18 protein-coding genes and 4 pseudogenes are annotated in these 20,321 nt (G+C 58.3%); 14 read left to right on the top strand and 8 right to left on the bottom strand.

The window, feature by feature from the left end:
* Positions 1-438, top strand: a complete 438-nt coding sequence (locus QK293_RS23350) for a hypothetical protein (protein WP_282381553.1) — start codon at positions 1-3, stop codon at positions 436-438.
* Positions 439-513: 75 nt separating this feature from the next.
* On the opposite strand, the gene ytfE is transcribed toward QK293_RS23350, so the two are convergent.
* Positions 514-1,188: an iron-sulfur cluster repair protein YtfE gene (gene ytfE, locus QK293_RS23345; RefSeq protein WP_282381551.1), complete on the bottom strand. Its 675-nt coding sequence runs from the start codon at positions 1,186-1,188 to the stop codon at positions 514-516.
* Positions 1,189-1,342: 154 nt separating this feature from the next.
* On the opposite strand from ytfE, the gene norR reads away from it, so the two are divergent.
* The 9 genes from norR to QK293_RS23300 all read left to right on the top strand — a co-directional run bounded on the left by norR (position 1,343) and on the right by QK293_RS23300 (position 9,423).
* Entirely contained in the window at positions 1,343-2,872 is a 1,530-nt protein-coding gene (norR, locus tag QK293_RS23340) for a nitric oxide reductase transcriptional regulator NorR (RefSeq protein WP_282381549.1), read from the top strand.
* Between the two features lie 87 nt (positions 2,873-2,959).
* Positions 2,960-3,607, top strand: a complete 648-nt coding sequence (pdxH, locus tag QK293_RS23335) for a pyridoxamine 5'-phosphate oxidase (protein ID WP_282381568.1) — start codon at positions 2,960-2,962, stop codon at positions 3,605-3,607.
* 100 nt (positions 3,608-3,707) lie between these two features.
* Positions 3,708-4,262 (top strand): molybdenum cofactor biosynthesis protein B, encoded by a 555-nt coding sequence (gene moaB / locus QK293_RS23330; RefSeq protein WP_282381547.1) that lies wholly within the window; start codon positions 3,708-3,710, stop codon positions 4,260-4,262.
* Positions 4,259-5,494, top strand: a complete 1,236-nt coding sequence (gene glp, locus QK293_RS23325; RefSeq protein WP_282381545.1) for a gephyrin-like molybdotransferase Glp — start codon at positions 4,259-4,261, stop codon at positions 5,492-5,494. Before moaB ends, glp begins: the two co-directional genes overlap by 4 nt.
* 122 nt (positions 5,495-5,616) lie before the next feature.
* A complete protein-coding gene (locus QK293_RS23320) occupies positions 5,617-6,612 on the top strand; it encodes a peptidase U32 family protein (RefSeq protein ID WP_282381543.1) in 996 nt (331 codons plus the stop codon).
* Between the two features lie 10 nt (positions 6,613-6,622).
* Positions 6,623-7,513 carry a U32 family peptidase gene (locus tag QK293_RS23315; protein WP_282381541.1) on the top strand — a complete coding sequence of 297 codons (891 nt, stop codon included), beginning with the start codon at positions 6,623-6,625 and terminating at the stop codon, positions 7,511-7,513.
* Positions 7,507-7,977 (top strand): SCP2 sterol-binding domain-containing protein, encoded by a 471-nt coding sequence (locus QK293_RS23310; RefSeq protein WP_282381539.1) that lies wholly within the window; start codon positions 7,507-7,509, stop codon positions 7,975-7,977. The genes QK293_RS23315 and QK293_RS23310 overlap by 7 nt, the downstream gene beginning before the upstream one ends.
* Before the next feature lie 243 nt (positions 7,978-8,220).
* Positions 8,221-8,769 carry a cupin domain-containing protein gene (locus QK293_RS23305; protein WP_282381537.1) on the top strand — a complete coding sequence of 183 codons (549 nt, stop codon included), beginning with the start codon at positions 8,221-8,223 and terminating at the stop codon, positions 8,767-8,769.
* Between the two features lie 423 nt (positions 8,770-9,192).
* Positions 9,193-9,423, top strand: a complete 231-nt coding sequence (locus QK293_RS23300) for a hypothetical protein (RefSeq protein WP_282381535.1) — start codon at positions 9,193-9,195, stop codon at positions 9,421-9,423.
* A gap of 315 nt (positions 9,424-9,738) precedes the next feature.
* Here the strand turns inward: QK293_RS23300 and QK293_RS23295 are convergent, their stop codons facing one another.
* From QK293_RS23295 to QK293_RS23270, 6 genes are all read right to left on the bottom strand, one after another.
* Entirely contained in the window at positions 9,739-10,140 is a 402-nt protein-coding gene (locus QK293_RS23295; RefSeq protein WP_282381533.1) for a hypothetical protein, read from the bottom strand.
* A gap of 407 nt (positions 10,141-10,547) precedes the next feature.
* Entirely contained in the window at positions 10,548-10,841 is a 294-nt protein-coding gene (locus QK293_RS23290; protein WP_282381531.1) for a fructose-bisphosphate aldolase, read from the bottom strand.
* 672 nt (positions 10,842-11,513) lie between these two features.
* Positions 11,514-12,665 carry an acetylornithine deacetylase gene (gene argE, locus QK293_RS23285; RefSeq protein WP_282381529.1) on the bottom strand — a complete coding sequence of 384 codons (1,152 nt, stop codon included), beginning with the start codon at positions 12,663-12,665 and terminating at the stop codon, positions 11,514-11,516.
* Positions 12,662-13,339 (bottom strand): DUF1028 domain-containing protein, encoded by a 678-nt coding sequence (locus QK293_RS23280; protein WP_282381526.1) that lies wholly within the window; start codon positions 13,337-13,339, stop codon positions 12,662-12,664. The genes argE and QK293_RS23280 overlap by 4 nt, the downstream gene beginning before the upstream one ends.
* A 157-nt stretch (positions 13,340-13,496) precedes the next feature.
* The gene (locus QK293_RS23275; protein WP_201202981.1) at positions 13,497-13,913 is read right to left on the bottom strand and encodes a RidA family protein; all 417 of its coding nucleotides are present in this window, start codon (positions 13,911-13,913) and stop codon (positions 13,497-13,499) included.
* 19 nt (positions 13,914-13,932) lie between these two features.
* Complete coding sequence (locus QK293_RS23270) at positions 13,933-15,243, bottom strand: NAD(P)/FAD-dependent oxidoreductase (protein ID WP_282381522.1); 1,311 nt, start codon at positions 15,241-15,243, stop codon at positions 13,933-13,935.
* Positions 15,244-15,428: 185 nt separating this feature from the next.
* On the opposite strand from QK293_RS23270, the pseudogene QK293_RS23265 reads away from it, so the two are divergent.
* Positions 15,429-15,521: pseudogene (locus QK293_RS23265) on the top strand (polyphosphate kinase 2); the annotation flags it as partial.
* A gap of 99 nt (positions 15,522-15,620) precedes the next feature.
* Here QK293_RS23265 and QK293_RS23260 read toward each other — a convergent pair.
* Positions 15,621-16,094, bottom strand: a pseudogene (locus tag QK293_RS23260) (GrpB family protein); the annotation flags it as partial.
* A 221-nt stretch (positions 16,095-16,315) separates the two neighbouring features.
* Between QK293_RS23260 and QK293_RS23255 the strand changes: the two are divergent.
* The 3 genes and pseudogenes from QK293_RS23255 to ppk2 all read left to right on the top strand — a co-directional run.
* Positions 16,316-16,576 (top strand): annotated as a pseudogene (locus tag QK293_RS23255) (VOC family protein); the annotation flags it as partial.
* Between the two features lie 212 nt (positions 16,577-16,788).
* Positions 16,789-19,374 (top strand): EAL domain-containing protein, encoded by a 2,586-nt coding sequence (locus tag QK293_RS23250; protein WP_282381520.1) that lies wholly within the window; start codon positions 16,789-16,791, stop codon positions 19,372-19,374.
* Between the two features lie 113 nt (positions 19,375-19,487).
* Positions 19,488-20,299, top strand: a pseudogene (gene ppk2, locus QK293_RS23245) (polyphosphate kinase 2).
* Positions 20,300-20,321: the final 22 nt, after the last annotated feature.

Below are 20,321 nucleotides of genomic sequence, written 5' to 3'. Positions count from 1 at the left end.
ATGTATCCCTTTTTACTGGTCACCCACTTGCTGGCGGCGATTGCCTTCATCGGCACGCTGTTTTTCGAGGTGGTGATCTGGCACCACGCCCGCCAGCCGTTGGCGGCTACCGCGCAAACGACGGCGGATCAGGCAATCGCAGTGCGTTCGCGCAAGGTGCTGCATGGCGTGGTGTTGCTGTTGTATGGCGCCGGCATCAGCCTGGCGTGGCAGCACCGTGGCGTATTGAGTCAGCCGCTGGCCAGCAGCTTCGGCACGTTGCTGAGCCTGAAGATCGTCTTGGCCCTGAGCATCATCGGCCATTACTTCCTGCTGGCGTATTGGCTGAAAAGCGCACGATTGACCTCGACCCGCGCCCGCTGGATTCGCCGCAGCATCCTCGGGCACATGGTGTTGATCGTGATCCTGGCCAAGGCCATGTTTTATTGGCACGTTTGATCGCACGCCGTCCCTGACAGACAAAACCCGCGTCAACCGGTTGGCTGGCGCGGGTTGGGTGTGACCGGCAATCGATCAATGGCGAGGGTTCAGGGCGTTAATGAACAACACGTTGTTTTCCAGATGGATGTGTTGCATCAGGTCATCTCGAAACTCCAGCAGCCCACGATAAAGGGCACGCCAGGTGTTACAGGCATCGGCAGGCGGGGTGATGTTGTGGGTCAGCGCGAGCAGCCTCTCCAGCGCTTCGCCATGTTGATCATGTTCAAAACGCAGCACCTGGATCGGCGGTGCGGCCTGAGCGCCGATGCCCTGTTGCAGCATCGGGAAGAGCACTTGTTCTTCCTTGAGCATGTGGCCTTCGAGTTCTTGCTGAATGTCCGTCAGGAGGTCGGCCAGTCCGTTGGGGCAGCTGCTGCGCGCACCATGGACCTGCTCGACACGACGGGCCAGGCGGATCAGTTCCGGTAGCTGCTCGCGGTGGCGGGCGTGGTAGCGCGCCAGAAGGTGGGCGATCAACAGCTCCGACGGTTCGTTGCGCCAGTCGTGTTGCGTTTCGCCAGTGTCTTGCAGCCTGTGCAGCGCATCGGCAATCAGCACCGGATCGAGCGCTTTGCCAAGGGCCGCTTCACGCAGGCTTTTATGCCCGCCACAACAGAAGTCCAGTTTGAAGGTGTGGAAAATCCGGGTGGCGCCGGGAATGTCGCAGGCCAGTTGGCCAAGACTTTGTTCCAGTAGGGTCAGGCTCATCAGGGTTCCTTGTTTGGATTTCAACGGTTCCCCAGGCTTATTGCATCCGGCATGCCATATTTAACGTATTGAAAAATATCGATTAATTTTTAGTTGTGGTGATGGACACCCTGACGCTTTAGGGTGAATCCAACCATAGAGGGTAATTACTACCATGCTGCGTGAAAGCCTGGCGGCCGACCTGATTGTCGAGTTGCCCAATGCTGTGCGGTTGCAACGACTGGTCCAGACCCTGCGCGAGTACTTCAACAGTGGCGCCGTGGGATTGCTGCGTCTGGATGACGACAGCCTGAGGCCGGTCGCGACGGTGGGGCTGGTGCATGAAGCGTTGGGGCGCCGGTTCGTCATCGCCCAGCATCCGCGGCTGGCGGCGATCATGGCGTCGCGCGAACCCACTTGGTTCGAGCCCGACAGTCGCCTGCCGGACCCCTATGACGGCTTGCTCGACAACCACGTCGGCGAACCGCTGCCGGTGCATGACTGCATGGGCGTGAGCCTGTATGTGGAGGGTCGGATCTGGGGCGCTATCACCCTCGATGCGCTGCATGCCGGGACCTTCGACAGCCGTGCGCGGGAAGAGCTCAAGCGCTGTACCTTGCAGATCGAAGCCGCCGTGCGGGTGACCCGGCTTGAGCAGGAAAACCGCAGCCTGCGCTTGTCCCGCAGCGACCAGCAAGACCTGCGGATGCCCGTCGATGAAGGTGAGATCCTGGGGCAGAGTGAAGTGTTGCGGCAGTTACTCAATGAGCTGGACGTATTGGGCGACTCCGATTTGCCGGTGTTGCTGTTGGGCGAGACGGGCGTCGGCAAAGAGCTGTTCGCCCGGCGCTTGCATCGTCTTTCACGTCGCAGCCACAAGCCGCTGATTCAAGTCAATTGCGCTGCCTTGCCGGAGTCTCTGGCAGAGAGTGAATTGTTCGGCCATGTCAAAGGCGCCTTTTCCGGCGCCACCAGTGACCGTGCCGGACGTTTCGATGCCGCCAACGGTGGCACGCTGTTTCTCGATGAAGTCGGTGAATTGCCATTGGCCGTGCAAGCGAAACTGCTGCGCACCCTGCAGAACGGCGAGATCCAGCGCCTCGGCGCCGACAAGCCGTTGCATGTCGATGTGCGAATTATTGCAGCGACCAACCGGCACCTGCCGGACAGCATCCGCGACGGCTTGTTTCGGGCCGATCTGTATCACCGGCTCTCGGTGTATCCGGTGCCGATTCCGCCCCTGCGCGAGCGGGGCAACGATGTGTTGATGCTGGCCGGGCATTTCCTTGAGCTCAATCGGGCGCGGCTCGGCCTGCGCGGCTTGCGTCTGTCGCCGTCGGCTGAGCGCTCGCTGCTGGCTTATAGCTGGCCCGGCAACGTGCGAGAGCTGGAACATGTGATCAGTCGAGCCGCGTTGAAGCAGCTCAGTCGCGGCACGAGTCGTACCCTGATCATGACGCTGGAACCCGAGATTATGGATCTCGACAGTGCCATGGGCGGGCAGGGCGCTGAGGTCGAAAGTCCCCTGGAGGATACGGCTGATACGCCGTTCCAGCCCTTGGGCGAAGCGGTTGACGATTACCAGCGCAAGAAAATTCTTCAGGCCTTGAGCCTGTCTGGGGAAAACTGGGCCAGCGCCGCGCGGTTGCTGGAAATCGATCCCAGCAACCTGCACAAACTGGCTCGGCGTCTGCGTCTCAAATAAAGGTGGGCATGCTCAGTGTTGATGGTGGTCAAGGTGGTGTTGCGCAGTGCCTTGCACACTGTGCAGAACCTTCTGGAGATCACCGTTATGCCCCTTTCCCTGGCACAAATGCGCCGCAACTACACCCTTTTTGGCCTGCAAGACGAGTCTGCGCTGAACGACCCGCTGGCGATGTTCCGGCAGTGGATGCAACTGGCCCGCGACCTCGAGTGCCCGCCTGTCGAAGCCAACAGCATGGTGTTGGCGACGGTCGACAGTGAAGGGCGCCCGCACTGCCGGGTCCTGCTGCTCAAGGGCTTTAGCGATGAAGGCTTTACCTTTTTCGGCAATTACCAAAGTGACAAGGGCCAGCAGCTGGCCGCTAACCCGAATGCCGCCATGACCTTTTTCTGGCCGGGGCTGGAGCGTCAGGTGCGTATTGAAGGCCAGGTGTCCAGGCTCGCCCCGACGCTGTCGGATGCGTACTTCGACTCCCGTTCGCTGGACAGTCGTTTGGGCGCCTGGGCTTCACCGCAGAGCCAGCCGTTGGCCAATCGGGCCGCGCTTGGATCGCTGTTGAGGGAAACCACCCAACGCTTCGCCGGCAAGACCGTCCCGCGGCCCGAACATTGGGGCGGTTATTGTCTGCAGCCCGACCGTTTGGAGTTCTGGCAGGGCCGTGCCGACCGCTTGCATGACCGTCTCGATTACCGTTTGCGCGATGGCGTATGGCAACGCAACCGCTTGGCGCCTTGAGGGATACTGCCCCGACGAGGTACCTCCTTGGAGGAATAGGCTCGCTCGCCATTCCGGTTCAGGCTTTGGGCCATACCCTCATCTACGGGAAGGCTTGGATATGGCCCATTTGGCGCAACGCACGTTTGAACCCCTGAACATTGCCGTGCTGACCATCAGCGATACGCGCACCTTTGACACCGACACCTCGGGGCAGACCCTGACAGATTTGCTGCAAACGGCCGGGCATGTGTTGATCGACCGTGATCTGGTCAAGGACGACATTTATCAGATTCGCGCGAAGGTCTCCCACTGGATTGCCGACCCCAAGGTGCAAGTGGTGTTGATGACCGGCGGCACCGGTTTCACCGCTCGCGACAACACGCCACAAGCGGTCCTGCCGTTGCTGGACAAACACGTGGAAGGCTTCGGCGAACTGTTCCGTCAGGTATCCCTGGCGGAAATCGGCATGTCCAGTCTGCAGTCACGAGCATTGGCCGGGATGAGCAACGGCGTGCTGGTGTGCTGCGTGCCCGGTTCGCCGGGAGCGTGTCGAACCGCCTGGAACCAGATCCTGCTCGAACAACTGGACAGTCGCACCGGCCCGTGCAACTTCGCCCCGCATTTGAAACCGCAGGAGCAGCGGGTCGTTGACGCCTGCGAGACACGCTCATGACCGGGCGGGTGTGCGACCTCGGCCACTTGATGCCCGTGGACGAGGCCATCAGCCGTCTGCTGGAGCAGGCACCGCCGCCGCCCCTGATGCAAAAGATCGGTCTGGATCAAGCCTTGGGGAGGGTTCTGGCGGCGGACATTCATTCCCCGGTGAACTTGCCGGCCTGGGACAACAGTGCCATGGACGGTTATGCCCTCAGGGCCGCTGAGCTGTCACCGGAAGGTGGCTATTTGTCGATTGGCGGACGAATTGCGGCAGGAGATTCGGCGTACTCGCCCTTGCTCGCGCAGCAGGCGGTGCGGATTTTTACCGGCGCACCATTGCCACCGGGTGCCGACACGGTGGTGCCGCAAGAGCGTTGCCGAATCGAGGCCGAGCGTGTTTGGTTCCCGCCCGTAAACGCTGGCGATCACGTGCGCAAGGAAGGCGAGGAAGTTCGTCGAGGCGATCTATTGCTCAAGGCCGGCAAGCGGCTGCGCGCGCAGGAAGTGGGGTTGCTGGCCGGCGCAGGCATTGCGCGGATCGAGGTCTATCGACCGTTGCAGGTGTGCTTGCTCAGCTGCGGCAATGAACTGCGTGAACCGGGCGATCCGTTGGCGCCCGGACAAATTTACAACAGCAATCGTTACTGCCTCGCGGCGTTGTTGAGCGGTTGGGGCGTCGAGGTGCATGACTATGGCGTCATGGCCGATGAGCTGGCGGCCAGCCGGCATGCCTTGAGCCTGGCGTCTTCGGAGTGCGACCTGCTGTTGAGTTCCGGTGGCGTCTCGGTCGGTGAGGAAGATCACCTCAAACAGGCCATTGAGGAACTCGGCAGCCTGAATTTTTGGCGACTGGCCATTCAGCCGGGTAAACCGCTGGCCTTTGGCGAAGTGGCCGGCAAACCCTGGATCGGTATGCCGGGCAATCCTTCGGCGGCGCTGATTACCGCGTTGGTGGTGGTGCGTCCGTTCCTGCTTAGGGCTCAAGGCGTGAAAGACGTGTTGCCGGTGCCAATGGCCGTGTCCGCCGGGTTCGACTGGTTGCAGCGCAACAAGCGCCGGCAGTACCTGCGGGCAAGGCTCACTCCTGACGCTAACGGCCAGTTAAGCGTGGAGCTGCACCCTCAGCAAAGCTCCGCCATGCTGAGCGCTGCGTGTTGGGCTGACGGGCTGGCGGTGATCGAGTGCGAGCAGCAAGTGCTCAAGCACGACAAGGTCATGTTCCTGTCCTTCGCCGACCTGATGCATTGATGGCAATTGATTGCCGTCAAGGCTGGGCCTGCCGGTCTCGCTAGACTGGCAGCGCCTTTTTCGATCGCTGCGCCACAGGCATCGATTGATGGTCGAGACGCGTTTTTCCATGAGGATTACCCATGCAACTGGTCTGCCCGGCAGGGAACCTGCCTGCGCTAAAAGCGGCGGTGCGCGAAGGCGCCGATGCCGTCTATGTCGGTTTTCGCGATGACACCAATGCCCGGCATTTCGCCGGGCTGAACATGGACGACAAACAGTTCGACGCCGCGGTCGCCCACATCCGCCAGCATCAACGCAAACTCTACGTCGCGGTCAACACATACCCGCAACCCAAGGGCTGGGAGCGCTGGCAACGCGCGGTCGATCGGGCCGCCGATTTCGGCGTGGATGCGCTGATTGCCGCTGATCCTGGGGTGCTCAACTACGCCAGCCAGCGGCATCCGCAACTCGCGTTGCACCTGTCGGTGCAGGGCTCGGCAACCCATGCCGCGGCGCTGGAGTTCTATGCGCAGCGCTACGGGATTCGTCGCGCGGTGCTGCCACGGGTGTTGTCGTTGGCGCAGGTGCGCCAGGTCGCCGCGAGTAGCCCGGTGCCCATCGAAGTCTTTGGCTTCGGCAGCTTGTGCATCATGGCTGAAGGGCGTTGCCATCTGTCTTCCTACATCACCGGCGAGTCGCCGAACCTGTGCGGTGTGTGTTCGCCAGCCAAGGCGGTGCGCTGGAGTGATGACGCTGATGGCTTGAGCGCACGGCTCAGTGAAGTGCTGATCGACCGCTACACCCCTGACGAACCCGCGGGTTACCCAACCCTGTGCAAAGGCCGCTTCCTGGTCGGCGGCAAACGCTTTCATGCGCTGGAAGAACCCACCAGCCTCGACACGCTGGACTTGCTGCCGGAACTGACGGCCGTCGGCGTCGAAGCGGTAAAAATCGAGGGCCGCCAACGCAGTCCGGCCTACGTCGAACAAGTCACCCGTGTCTGGCGCGCGGCACTGGATGCCCATCGTGGCTCGCCGGACAGTTTTCGGGTCAAGGAGGAATGGCGGCGGGTGCTGGCCGGTTTGTCCGAAGGCAGCCAGACCACCCTGGGTGCTTATCATCGATCATGGCAATGAGGGAGGCGACATGAAGCTCAGCCTTGGACCGGTCCTGTTTTATTGGGACAAAGAGCAACTCAGTCACTTTTACGCCGAGATGTCGGCCTTGCCCCTGGATGTGATTTATCTGGGGGAAACCGTGTGCTCGAAACGCCGGGCATTTTCACTGGATCAATGGCTAGGGCTGGGGCGCGAGTTACAGGAATGCAGCCAGGCACAGTTGGTGCTCTCCAGCTTGACGTTGATCGAAGCGGCGTCCGAACTCTCCAGCCTACGTCGGCTCTGCGACAACGGCCAGTTGCTGGTGGAAGCCAACGACATGGGCGCGGTGCAGTTTATGGCCGAGCGCAAGTTGCCTTTCGTGGGTGGTCCTGCTCTTAATCTGTACAACGGTCATACGCTGGCGCAGCTGCTGGACTGCGGGATGACGCGATGGGTGCCGCCCGTGGAATGTTCGGCGGCGCTGATTGGCGATGTACTCGAACAGGTGCGCGAACTGGGCCGTGAGGTTCCGGAAGTCGAGATCTTTGCCTATGGGCATTTGCCCTTGGCCTATTCCGCACGCTGCTTTACGGCCCGGGCGGAAAACCTGCCCAAGGACGACTGCCGGTTTTGCTGCCTCAACTACCCCGACGGCCTGGCACTGACCAGTCAGGAAGGGCAGGCGCTGTTCACCATTAACGGTATTCAAACGATGTCGGCCGAGGTGACCAATCTGCTGGCGGATTACGCCGGGTTGGTAGCTTGCGGTGCCGACGTGTTGCGTCTGAGCCCCCGCGCTCAGGGCATGGCCGAGGTCATTGCCGCCTATCAGCGGGTTCGACTGGGCGAGACACCGCCGTTGTTCGTCGACGGTTGCAATGGCTACTGGCATGGCCAGGCCGGCATGTTGCGCGTCGAGGAGGTCGGCCTGTGTTGAACCGAAAAAAGTGGCTGTTGAAGGGCGCCGACCGGTTACTGCCGTTGGTACGCCGGGTGCCCTTTGCGGTGCAGCGCCTGGCGTTGCAGCAGGCGCTCAATCGCTGCCTCGCCGAGCCGTTGCGCGATGGCGAATTTGAAGTGTTGCGCGGGCGCTGGTTATGCCTGCGGATCCCGGATCTCGGCTTGTCCTGGTACTTGACCCTGAGCCGTGAGGGGTTGCGAATTGCCGAGCACGCCACGGCGCACGTGACCATCAGCGGCAACTGGCGAGAGTTTTTATTGCTGGCCAGCCGTCAGGAAGACCCGGACACGCTGTTCTTTCGCAGACGCCTGGTGATCGAGGGCGATACGGAGTTGGGGTTGGCGCTGAAGAACCTGATCGACAGCCTTGATCCTGATGTCTTGCCTGTGTGGCTGTGGCGCAATCTGGAGCGGGCGGGGAAGGGCTTGGCGGCAGGATGACCAACACTGATCAACTAATGAAATGGGCGATCTGCGAGGCGGCGACTCGCCCAACGATGCGCTTATTTCAGCTCCAAAAAACCTTTTCACTCACCCACTCATCGAACCTGCTGAGCAACACCACCAAACGTGATTTAATACCCGCCTTTCACATTTGCGGGACAGGGAAGCGGTACTTTCACGGCCAAAAGTCGCCCGCCATCCACCCCCATAACCCTTAAGTATTCTTCGCATAAGGCTGTCATGGACACGGGCTCACGACTCAAATTAGTACGCGAAAGCTACAAACTGTCCCAGCGCGAGCTGGCCCGGCGTAGCGGCGTCACCAATGCCACCATCTCTCTGATCGAACAGAATCGCGTCAGTCCCTCCGTCAGCTCCCTCAAAAAACTGCTCGAAGGCATCCCCATGTCCTTGGCAGACTTCTTCACCTTCGACCAACCGCCCCGCGAGCATCAATACGTGTTCCGCGCCAATGAACAGCCGGATCTCGGCCGTCATGGGCTGCGGTTGCTGCTGATTGGCGCTTCGGTGCCGAGTCGGCAGATGCGGCTTTTGCGCGAGCAATACGCGCCTGGGGCGAGTTCGGGGGAAGAGCCGATTGTGCACTCGGAAGGGGAGGAGTGTGGGCTCGTCACCCGTGGCACGGTTGAGCTGACGGTTGATGGGCAGATTAGTGTGCTGAATGCTGGGGATGGGTATTACTTTCCGACGACGCTGCCGCATCGGTTTCGGAATATTGGGGCGGATGAGGCGGAAATCATCAGCTCCAACACCCCGGCTAACTTCTGATCTCAACAACGGACGCCAACCTGTAGCAGATGCCGAAGGCTGCGTCCGCGGCCAACACCAATTCCCAATGGAAACCGCGGCACAGGTTTTTTTCAAAGTAAATAGACTTTACTTAATGACTGGACCCTGCATCCGGCCCCTCGAATGGCAGCTAAGGGTCGATTACTGCCTGTCATGACGGGCAGTAATCGACCCGAAGCGGCCTGTCGAGGAATCTACGAAACAAGGGTAAGTCACAAGAGGGCGCCACGCTGGGCGCGTCGTTCTTAACAAAGTACAATCCATACTGGTTCGACTGGGCAATGGATGAAAAGCTACATCATTCAGGAGCAGTAATACGTGTCCATCCCGAAAGCAAAATGAGCAGCGGGTCAGTGCTCAGTATCATCCTCCTACAGGTATTGAACCGGAGAGCTGGAAGTAATGTTCTCAAGAACTGATTTGGCTATAGAACTCGAAAAAACCTTGGTTGACGGCTTTGACGTGAAAAAGATATCGAAAGTTTCGTTTGAGATATATCAAGAGCATGGTTTAGAACTTATGTCGTCAATGGATCGAGCCTTGCTAATCTTAATGGCAATGGAAGAGGGCGCGGAGTTTGAGTTAAGTGAAGCTGAATTTTTTGAATTGATGTCAGAGATCTGGGCTATGTAGCTGGTGGAAAAAGGCGCAGTTTATCTCAATGCACAAGCCTTACCTTCAAAAAATAAATGACTGCTCCGATTGATTTTCCGTACCTCTCATACAGCGTGGAGGAGAATCCCATCGTCAAATCCGCAATTGTTTCAGGCGGATTCGCCTCCCCGCAAGCTGAATCATACCCGGTGCTCGAATCGCTTCGAATGTCGGCTCTTGGCCGGCTCCTGCCGATTGCAACAGACCGCAGCCGGCGAGGAGCGGCTCTTCGTGGAGTCTACGAAAATGGGGGCGACCCATAGAGTTGTTATGGCTGAGCATTTAGTTAGTGATTTATTCATGATAGACGATGTGGTTTTTAATTGCTGCAGTAGATTGAACTTCGATTGCGCTACACTTAATTGAGTTTTTGGTTAAGAAATCTACAGCTTGCGCCTGCTCTTTTAAAGATAAAGCCTCAGTGGCTTGGTGTTGAATTTCTTCGTTCAGATTTTTTGCTAGTGTTTCATATGAAGAGCTGAGCTGGTGTGATAGGGCATAATGTGTTGTGAATTTTGACTCATACTCTTTCTTCGCTTCTGGCTTAATCAAAACTTGTGCGGTCGCATAAAACGCGGCGCAGTTTGTGTTAGCTATTGCAAGAGGCTCAAGACTCAAGTTTTTTTGATCCGCTGATGCATTGTAAGTAAATATTGAAAGTGAAAATAAAATTATCTTCAGATGCTTGCGTTTCATGTCTTTAGATCCGGCATAACTACAAATAAACCCTAAGCGTGGGGGGAACGCTTCACGAGCTTGGTGGCTAACATTCCTTGTCCTCTTTGCTACTCCTGCATAGGCTGGACCTTGCAGCGGTCCGATGACCACATAAGGGAGTTATACACCATGGATGGAAAGCCACAGTTGCTCTCGCAGATGCACGAGCAAATTCAGCTCAAACACTACACGATTCGCTTTGCGCGAGTCTATTGTGACTGTCCACTCCTGGCCGAATGTTGCCCATGGCGAAGGGCAGCAATTGGCCGATTGCTGCCTGTCACAATCATCTGTATCTAGCCCCCCAGATCAAAAGCTAGAACTACAGCACATGATCAAGTAATAAAAACCCGCATCAATGCGGGTTTTTTTGGGTTGAAATTCGATCATTGGCCTTTGGAGGTATCAAACCCACGCTGCTCAATCATCCGAAACACATCACTCACATCCTGGACCATGATCCGGGCGATGTTGGTGACGGTGTTGATATCGTTCTCGGCGTAGTCCGGCAGGCTGGTGCAGGCCATCAGATGCAAGTATTTGAGGACGGCATTGAGGCGCTCGCTGACGCAGTTGTGGAGTTCGCGTAGCGGGGCGTCGCTGTCGATGAGCAGGACGGGGTAGTCGGTGGCGAATTGGGACATGGGGGTGAAGCGGCGGGACGGGTGTTGAGTCGACATGGTGTAAATCCTCACAAAAGAAGAATTGCCACCTTTCTGCTGCGAAACAAATGGGTGGCAGCTGTGCGCGGGTTCGCAGACCGGAGACCCACACCAAAAACCCGGCAGACCCGAGGGTCTCCCACGCACAACCGCCATAAAACTAATGCAACCAGAAGCGGCTGCATCATGCCTTACGGTACTTTGGTGTCAATCTAGAGGGCTGCGAAACCCTGTCACTAACTGCGGTTAGCGACGGGTCGAATATAGGCGTCCATTTTGGTGCTCACAACCGGGCTGTAGGACGCTTTTGCGGTCGTTGTGGCAAGGCTGATTGCCACTGTTTGCGGGCGTTTCGCGGCATTCCGGGAGGTGCGGAGTGCCGTGAGAAATGGAGGGCAGGTTTTGGGGCCGCTTCGCTGCCCAACGGGGGCAAGCTCCCTCGCCACTAAAGGTAAATTCCTACACGATTTTCGGGCGTCAGGTTTATAAAATCGGATGCTCAGGGTCATTCAGTTAGGTGGGCAGGTGTGGGCGGGGTTCATTAAATTTGGGAGCTTTGTGGGGATGGCGGGCAAAGCGAAAACGGGCTTGCTCGCGAAAGGTGTGACAGTCGACATGGATGTTGAATGTCATGGCCTCATCGCGAGCAAGCCCGCTCTCACAGGGATTTAGGGGTATTCAAAATCTTCGTTATTCGCTGATTGATAGCAGCATTCGCCGCAGCATTTCATCGCAGCCGTTCAGTTGATCAAGGCTGACAAACTCATCCGGTTTATGGCCCTGATCCATGCTGCCGGGGCCGCAAACCACGGTCGGAATACCTGCTGCGTTGAAAAGGCCGCCCTCGGTGCCGAAGGCCACGGTGCCAAACTCCCGAGAGCCCGAAAAAGCGGCGATCAACTCAGCCGCTTCGCTGTGAGCACCGGTCGCCAAACCGGGGTAAGCCGACAACTCGCTAAAGCGGATCTCGCTCTGCTCACTCACGGCGCGCATGCGGGGCAGTACTCGCTGCTCGGCGTAGGCCTTCAGTTCCTGCGCAACAAGAACAGGATCATGCGAGGGCAGGGCGCGGATCTCAAAATCGAAGCGGCAATCGGCGGGGACGATGTTCAACGCCTTGCCACCGGAAATCACGCCGGTTTGCACGGTGCTGAACGGCGGATCGAAACGAGCATCGTGATACTCAGGCGCTTTGAGTCGGTGGCCAATCTGTCCCAACTCACCGATCAGTTCGGCGGCGTATTCAATCGCATTGACCCCGAGCGGTGCGTACGCCGAATGGCAGGCTTCACCGTGAATATCGCAACGCATCGCCAGTTTGCCCTTATGGCCGAGCACCGGTTTGAGCTCGGTCGGCTCGCCAATGATGCAGAGCATTGGTTTGACCGGGCGCTGCTCCAACTCCACCAGCAACGAGCGCACACCCAGACAACCGACTTCCTCATCATAGGACAGCGCGATGTGCACCGGAAGCCGCAGCGACGCACTCACCAAGGAGGGAACGAGAGCGAGTACGCAGGCGATGTAGCCTTTCATGTCTGCCGTGCCGCGGCCGTACAGCTTGCCGTCACGCTCGGTGAGTTTAAACGGCGCAACCGTCCACGACTGGCCGTCGACGGGCACCACGTCGGTGTGCCCCGACAGCACAATGCCCGGCCGATCCGCCGGGCCAATGGTCGCCAACAGGTTGGCCTTGCTGCGCTGCTCGTTGTAGACCAGTTCGCAAGGCACATCGAAGCGTTCGAGGTAGTCGCGGACGAACTCGATGAGGTGCAGGTTTGATTCGCGGCTCGTGGTGTCGAACGCCACCAACGTTTTCAGCAAATCGAGGCTGTTGCTCATCGGTCGTCTCCGGCGACACCGTAGCCAGGGGATTTGTCGGGGGCCAGGGCACGATCGATGTAGTCCTGAGCCTGTGGGCGATAGGCGTCCCAGAGTTTCTCAAGTTGGCCGACTGGATCGTGATCCGCCCAATCGACCCGCAGGTTGATGATCGGCCAGGTCAATTCGCCGACGACCACCACCGCCGCCGAATGCACCGGCCCGGCTTCGCCGCCCGCCGCGATGGCCGCTTTCATTGCCGCCAGCAAGCGGTCGGTCAGTTGACCCTCGCCATGTTCGAATGCCTCGACCATGGCCTCGATCACCGACCGATCCGCCAGCATGTTGCCGGCGGCCACGCATTGCTCGCCTGACACGGCGTTGTGGTTGCCCAAGGTTTGCGAGCCGCTGAGATGCGCGGTGCGGCCGAGATGGTCAATCGCGGTGATCTGGCGATATTGGCTGTAGCCGTTTCGGGTCAGGACTTTGTCCAGTGCTTCAGCAGGCGCGAGGCCTTGCTCCATGAGGGCAAGGACTTCCGGGCCGAGTGACGGCAAGGTGATGTTTTGTGTGGAGACGGCACCAACACCCGGCAGCAGCCAAGGGCAACGGGCGCCGACGGCGATGCTCGAGGAACTGATCGCAATGCCGAACTGACCGGTTTCGGGGCAACGGGCGGCGATGGAGAAGGTCATGGTTTTGCTCCTTGTTGAGCCTTGGCGATGTGGGTGTTTGTGCGGGCCCCTTCGCGAGCAAGCTTCGCTCCTACAGATGGTCGGGGTCGTCCATGAAATGGGGATCTACTGTAGGAGCGAAGCTTGCTCGCGAAGGCCGCGCCTCGGTCTTACTTCCTTACTCAGGAATCACCGCAATCACATCAATCTCCATCAACCACTGCGGCTGCCCCAACGCTGAAACCACCAACCCGGTCGAAATCGGAAACACGCCTTTCAACCATTTGCCCACTTCCTGATACACCGGCTCGCGGTAACGCGGATCGATCAGGTAAGTGGTGGTTTTCACGATGTGGCTAAGGTCGCTGCCGGCCTCTTCCAACAACTGTTTGACGTTGCGCATGGCTTGCTCGGTTTGCGCGCGCGGATCACCGAGGCCTACCAGTTTTCCCTCGAAATCAGTGCCGACCTGACCGCGAACATAAACGGTGTTACCGGCCCGGACCGCCTGACACAGGTCGTTGTCCAGGCTCTGGTTCGGGTAGGTTTCTTTGGTGTTGAACATGCGAATACGGGTATGGGTTGGCGTGGACATTTGAAGCTCCTGAAAAGACTTAAGCACTGACAGTGGTTTTATGGGCGACCGGGGCGGATTCAGCCTCGCGTTGCGCCGCATCGTGGTAGTCGAGGTACGAACGCTGGATGGCGATGTGATCAGCCACGTACTTGGCATCGTGCCAAACACCCCAGATGAACGAGGAACCGCGACGCGACTGCCACGGCAGGCCGAGGAAATACACGCCAGGCTCGCTCGACACGCCGCGCTGGTGCTGCGGCGTGCCGTTGTCATCGAAGGCAGCAACCTTGAGCCAGCTGTAATCCGTGGCAAAACCGGTGGCCCAGATGATCGTAGTCACGCCGGCCTTGGTCAGGTCGAGTTCCAGAATAGGGTTCGTCACGCACTCCGGATCCGCGAAGGTGTGGCGGGCTTCAGGCTCTTCCGGCAGGTCCAGGCCATTGCGTTCGATGTAGGCATCGGCGGCATTGAGCAGCGCCAAATAATTCTCATCGCCGCGTGCCAGGTTGTCGGCAAGGTTCGACTGGAAGGTCGCCACGGCGCCGTTGAACGATTGGGTCAGACCGACGAGTGTCATGCCGCGATGGGAGAGACCACGAAAGTCCACCGTGCGGCCGCCATGCGCACCGCTCACAGCGATGGTGACGTGTTCCCGACCGGGTTTCATGGCCGCCTGATCCCACTCGCCGAGCACACCCAACCACCAGCAGAAATCACGGTTGCGATAAGCGCGGGGAGGGCGATCGTGGGCGCCGACCGAGAGGTAAACCTTCTTGCCGGCACGCTGCAATTCATCGGCGATTTGCACGCCCGACGAACCGGCGCCGACGACCAGAACACCCCCTTCAGGCAGTTGCGCTGGATTGCGGTATTCGGCCGAGTGGATCTGCAGGAATGGCTGATCTTTCGGCGCGATGGGCGGGATCACCGGCTGCTGGAAAGGCCCGGTAGCGGCGACCACACGGCTGGCCTCGATCACGCCTTCAGAGGTTTCGATGGTGAAGCCCGGCCGACCGACATTGCGCTCAACCTTCAGCACGTCCACGCCGGTGCGGACGGGGGCGTTGAATTTCTTGGCGTAGGCTTCGAAATAGTCGGCGACCCGCTCTTTCGGGGCAAAGCCGTCGGGGCTGAGGTCGTCGAACTCAAGACCGGGAAAACGGTCGTGCCAGGCCGGACCATTCGCCACCAGAGAATCCCACCGCCCGGTGCGCCAGCGCTCGGCGATGCGATTGCGCTCCAGTACCAGGTGCGGCACGCCGAGTTTGCTCAAGTGTTCACTCATGGCCACGCCAGCCTGACCGGCGCCAACAATCAGCGTATCTGTTTTTATTTTTTCAGTGGTCATCTCTATACCCTTCGAAGTTGGATTTAGGTCGGTAACGGCCTGCCATTTCTTGGGGTCAAGACTAGGGATCACCCGGGTATTGGTAAAATATTATTAAGCTGGCATTTGAGTATAAATAACTGATGCAGAGCGCTAGGCGCTGGCATCGGCTTCATGCTCGTCGGCGGGTCGAGCGGAAGCACTCCTCCGAACATACCCCATGGCTAATGGACCGCTCGAACGACAAGCGACGGGCCCGCCTTAACATCCTCGCCGATTTGCTCAGCCGCCTCCCGCATGGAGCGGAAGTCGGTGAGGACCTCTAAGCGACATTGGAGTATTCGGCGACGGTCTTTATCAACGTTATCCAAAATCGAGATCGACCCCATAAGCTCGTCGATAAAGGGAGCCTTCTGTGCCAAGTATTCACCGATGCCGCCGGTGTTGCTCGCTTCCAGCTCAAGTTTCAAGTCTTGATACCGCTGGCGAATCACAGGGTCGTCCCTTAGCAGATCACGAAAGCGGAGCATTCTTTCGATTTGACCGTGGCCGGAGATACAAACGTGGGCTTTATGAGTTCGCACACCCTCAACATCGCGACGATAAAAGTGGTGACCTGGCGATAGATCGCTGCCTCGTGCGTACCCGAGTCCACGCATGACATTGTCTTGGGAGGGTTCGTTTCGATGTTCCGTCACTTCGACCAGGAGGTCGATCTCTGGCTTGGCTGCGAGCTCGGGAACGGCGGTGCTGCCGACATGATGGATGGCAACAAGCTCAGTGCCAAACGCCTTCTCGATCTGCCCTTTGGCGCCTAGGAAGAGCGCGGGCCAGCGACTGTCATAGGGGGAAATCTTGCTAGTTAGCGCCATGGTGCTTCTTCCTTGTATCCGCAGGCTTGACAATGTTGAAACTGCGAGATTGTGCGTGCGCGATCCACACGCTGCCAGGCAGCATCCATGCGAGGCCGGGATGTTATCGCCTCCAATGCGGGGCAGCTGCTGGAGTTGGCAGATTAGGAACTTGGGCGCTGAAGCACCCGCTGACTGCGCTGCTAAAATGCACGCACCAGTCCCCATTTTGGAGAACCAGGATGATCAGCAAAAACACGATTTGTCTCTGCTACGACGGCACCGCGTTGGACGCTGCGACGTTCTACGCCGAGACGTTCCCGGACAGCGTTGTCGGCGCTGTCCATCGCGCCCCTGGCGATTACCCGGCGGGCAAACAGGGCGATGTCTTGACGGTCGAGTTCACGGTGATGGGCATCCCTTGTCTCCGACTGAACGCCGGCTCGGCGTTCAAGTATACCGAGGCTTTTTCGTTCCAGGTTGCAACCGACGACCAAGCCGAGTTAACCAACACGGCTTGGGGCTGGGCGCTCAGGCAGGTCGAATGATGCCGGTGCTGAAGCTAAGCGCTGGACTGGACTGAACTGAACTGAACTGAAACGGTAGCCGGCAGCGGGGAGATAAGCCCGGGAAGACACATGGTCACTCACCCTTCAGCAACTGCAGCCGATAGCTTGAGATGCAGCCGACTTGCCTCAACGACCAACGGGAATCTATGTCGAACAATCTCCCTTCTATCCCCCGCACATCGATCGATCGTTCAAGCGTATCGCTGGCACGCGCTTCTCTGTTCAAGTTTGCGGGTCTCTTGGCGGGCGTTTTTTTCCTTGCCAGCTATTCACTGGTTTATCTTGCGCATGATTTAGACCGAACGGAGGAGGTCGAAAGTGCTTTCTACACGAAGAAGGCCATGCAATCGCTGGAAAAATCGCTGCGGTCGACCGTCAAGGATTACGCATTTTGGGGCGATGCTTACAAGCACCTGCATGTTGAAATGGACGCTGACTGGGCGTACGTACGACAAAACGTCGGGACAACGCTTTACACGGATTTTGGATTTCCGGGCGTATTTGTCATCAATGACGTCAATCGCACTGTTTACTCTGTGGTCAAGGGTGAGTTGAAATCGGTTGAAGTCCAAGAGTGGCTCGAGCAGTCCATTGATGCGATTCTCGTAAAGGCTCGTGAAGGCGCGGAAACAGAGACGCCGACAACCGCCTTCATTGTCGTTGGAGGCGTACCAGCCTTGGTCGCGGCAGCGGCGATTACGACGGGAACTGACCCGACAGTGGTGCCTGATGACAGGTCGCCGTCGGTGTTGATGTTCGTCGACATTCTGGACAGCGTCAAACTCGAGACGATAGGCAGGGATTACGGGGTTAATGGCCTGCGCGTCGCCACTTCCGATGAAATCGGCAAAACGTCTGTCTTTCCATTGGACGAGAACGGTACTGCCGGTAGTGTGCACTGGAGTCCGTCCAGGCCAGGTCTGCGGTTATTGGGACTAGGGTTGCCATTGATCGGCATCACCGCGCTTTTGGTGTGGCTGATGACCTGGGCCATCTTGCGTCGCACGACCGCGGGTGCACAGGCGCTTGACGCCAGCTACACATCACTGCAAAGCAGTCAGGCTGCCCTCGCCACCAGCGAAGCGCGCTTTCGCGATGTCGTTGAAGCCAGCTCGGACTGGGTATGGGAAATAGACGCTGATTGGCATTACACCTATCTATCCGAGCGATTTGGGGATGTAACAGGGCTCTCCAGGGATGCTTGGATTGGTGCGGCGATGGATGATCTGCTGAGCACCGAATCAGGCACGTTATCTCAGTGGCTCAGCATCCCGAACCGTCGCCCGGATATCAGTGTTCAGTGCCGCTACGTCGATACTAAAGGCCACGAGCGAATCACGCGTCTGTCGGCGCGAGAAATGGCCGGTGGAGGATTCCGGGGTACTGCAACTGACGTCACCGAGGAAGTTGAAGCCCGTCGAAGAATCGAATTTCTCTCACAGCATGACGCGCTGACCGGGTTGCCTAACAGGACACGGCTTCAGGAGTTTCTTGACGGTAAACTCAAGGCTTTGCCAACGGTAAAACAACCTCTGGTCATGCTCAGCCTGGACCTGGATCGATTCAAGCCGGTGAATGACCTGTTGGGGCATGCGGCAGGTGATCGGGTACTTAGCGAAGTATCGAGCCGCCTGGCTGGCTGCGTGCGCCACGGGGACCTTGTCGCCCGGGTCGGGGGTGATGAGTTTGTACTGATCCTGACCGATGTGAGCTCCCAGGAAGAAGTCGAGGCGCTATGTCACCGCCTGATCGAGTCCATCGAGCGACCTATAGAGATCGATGAGCAGGAAGTGTTCGTCAGCGCCAGTATTGGCATCGCAATGGCGCCAAATGACGCTCGCGAGGCTACTGAGCTGCTTCGCTATGCGGATATCGCGTTGTACGAAGCCAAGGCCGGGGGTCGCAATACATGGCGTTTTTACGCGGGCGATATGAACGCGAAGATCATTGAGCGCCGCCGTTTGGAAAGCGACCTGCGTTTTGCGATCAAACACGGAGAGCTGCGGTTGCATTTCCAACCGCGCTATCGCATCGCTGACGGTCAGATGGTCGGTGCCGAGGCGTTGGTACGGTGGCAACATCCTGAGCGTGGTTTGATATCACCCGACACGTTCATCCCCATTGCGGAAGAAAGCGGGCTGATTCTTTCCATGAGCAACTGGGTCATCGATACCGCCTGCAGATACGCCGCGCGATGGCCGGAAAGTCTGTTCGTATCGGTTAACCTTTCGCCCATCGAATTCAAGCGAGGCAGTTTGGTAGAGCGCCTCCAGAAAATACTCTTCGACTCAGGAATCGATCCTGCCCGAGTAGAGCTGGAAATTACCGAAAACGTCATGCTCGAAGATGCTGAAGGCGCGCTTGAGATAATGCGTACGCTCAAACGCCTCGGCGTGCGCATAGCCATGGATGACTTTGGAACGGGATATTCTTCGCTGAGCTACCTGCGCGCCTTCCCATTCGATGGCCTGAAAATAGACCGCAGCTTTTTGAACAGGCTGGGTGAAAGCGAGGATGACAAGTCGATCATCCAGGCCATCGTGGGCTTGGGCCGCGCGTTATCGCTCACCGTTACCGCAGAGGGCATTGAAACAGCCGAGCATCTGAAGTTGCTGAAAGCGGTGTCGTGTGACGAAGGTCAAGGCTATTTCTTGAGCCGGCCGCTCGATACTTGCGCGTTCAACGCTTTGGTGGGCGTCAGAGAAAGCACGGGTGCCGAAAGCAGCGTTTAAGGCGCAGTACACTGTTCCCATCTCAGCCCCGTAGTGGAAATTCGACGCCACAGGAGTGGCAGGTCTTTTCAAACTACAATGAAGTGGGTTGAGGTATTGGTGAGGTCTTGGTCATGGCAAAGGACAAGAAGAAAGCCCCTAAGCGTGAAAGCCTGAAACTGAAGAACACGGATTATCTTGAACAACTGCGCCACCTGCACGTCGAACTGGTCAAATGGCAGGAATGGGTAAAAGCCAAGGGCATCAAGATCTGTATCGTCTTCGAGGGGCGCGATGGCGCGGGCAAGGGCGGGACGATCAAGGCACTCACCGAACGCATCAGCCCGCGTGTCTTTCGGGGGGTGGCGCTAACTGCGCCGAGTGATCGAGAGAAAAGCCAGATGTATGTCCAGCGTTACCTGCCTTACCTTCCCGCGGCTGGTGAAGTGGTGATCTTCGATCGTAGTTGGTACAACCGGGCGGGCGTCGAGCGGGTGATGGGGTTCTGCACTAAAGAGCAGGTTGCCGGTTTCATGAAGACAACGCCTCTCGTGGAGCGTGCAATCGTCGACTCGGGCGTGATCCTGCTTAAGTATTGGCTGGAAGTCAGCGAAGACGAGCAGACCCGCCGGCTCGAGGCACGCATCAAGGACGGACGCGAAATCTGGAAGCTAACCCCAATGGATCTCAGTCATACAGCCGCTGGTATGACTATTCACGCGCGCGTGACGACATGTTCAGGGCGACCGACACCGAACATGCCCCATGGCGGGTGGCCAACTCGAACGACAAGCGGCGGGCCCGTCTTAACATCATCACCGATTTGCTTAGCCGTATCCCGTACAAGGATGTAGCACGCGAGGAGGTGATACTGCCCAAACGGCAGAAGCCAGGCGGCTATCGCGACCCGGATTATCCGCACCGACGAGTTCCCGAAAAATTCTGACGGGCACGTTTAAGCGAATCTG

The sequence above is a fragment of the Pseudomonas sp. AL03 genome (assembly GCF_029960815.1).
Lineage (GTDB): Bacteria > Pseudomonadota > Gammaproteobacteria > Pseudomonadales > Pseudomonadaceae > Aquipseudomonas.
The sequence above is the reverse complement of the archived record's forward strand: the minus strand, read 5'-3'. Positions and strand labels throughout refer to the sequence as shown.

Coding starts and splice junctions, on each gene's coding strand:
- QK293_RS23350 (WP_282381553.1), top strand. CDS start 1: ATGTATCCCTTTTTACTGGTCACCCACTTGCTGGCGGCGATTGCCTTC.
- ytfE (WP_282381551.1), bottom strand. CDS start 1,188: ATGAGCCTGACCCTACTGGAACAAAGTCTTGGCCAACTGGCCTGCGAC.
- norR (WP_282381549.1), top strand. CDS start 1,343: ATGCTGCGTGAAAGCCTGGCGGCCGACCTGATTGTCGAGTTGCCCAAT.
- pdxH (WP_282381568.1), top strand. CDS start 2,960: ATGCCCCTTTCCCTGGCACAAATGCGCCGCAACTACACCCTTTTTGGC.
- moaB (WP_282381547.1), top strand. CDS start 3,708: ATGGCCCATTTGGCGCAACGCACGTTTGAACCCCTGAACATTGCCGTG.
- glp (WP_282381545.1), top strand. CDS start 4,259: ATGACCGGGCGGGTGTGCGACCTCGGCCACTTGATGCCCGTGGACGAG.
- QK293_RS23320 (WP_282381543.1), top strand. CDS start 5,617: ATGCAACTGGTCTGCCCGGCAGGGAACCTGCCTGCGCTAAAAGCGGCG.
- QK293_RS23315 (WP_282381541.1), top strand. CDS start 6,623: ATGAAGCTCAGCCTTGGACCGGTCCTGTTTTATTGGGACAAAGAGCAA.
- QK293_RS23305 (WP_282381537.1), top strand. CDS start 8,221: ATGGACACGGGCTCACGACTCAAATTAGTACGCGAAAGCTACAAACTG.
- QK293_RS23300 (WP_282381535.1), top strand. CDS start 9,193: ATGTTCTCAAGAACTGATTTGGCTATAGAACTCGAAAAAACCTTGGTT.
- QK293_RS23295 (WP_282381533.1), bottom strand. CDS start 10,140: ATGAAACGCAAGCATCTGAAGATAATTTTATTTTCACTTTCAATATTT.
- QK293_RS23290 (WP_282381531.1), bottom strand. CDS start 10,841: ATGTCGACTCAACACCCGTCCCGCCGCTTCACCCCCATGTCCCAATTC.
- argE (WP_282381529.1), bottom strand. CDS start 12,665: ATGAGCAACAGCCTCGATTTGCTGAAAACGTTGGTGGCGTTCGACACC.
- QK293_RS23280 (WP_282381526.1), bottom strand. CDS start 13,339: ATGACCTTCTCCATCGCCGCCCGTTGCCCCGAAACCGGTCAGTTCGGC.
- QK293_RS23275 (WP_201202981.1), bottom strand. CDS start 13,913: ATGTCCACGCCAACCCATACCCGTATTCGCATGTTCAACACCAAAGAA.
- QK293_RS23270 (WP_282381522.1), bottom strand. CDS start 15,243: ATGACCACTGAAAAAATAAAAACAGATACGCTGATTGTTGGCGCCGGT.
- QK293_RS23250 (WP_282381520.1), top strand. CDS start 16,789: ATGTCGAACAATCTCCCTTCTATCCCCCGCACATCGATCGATCGTTCA.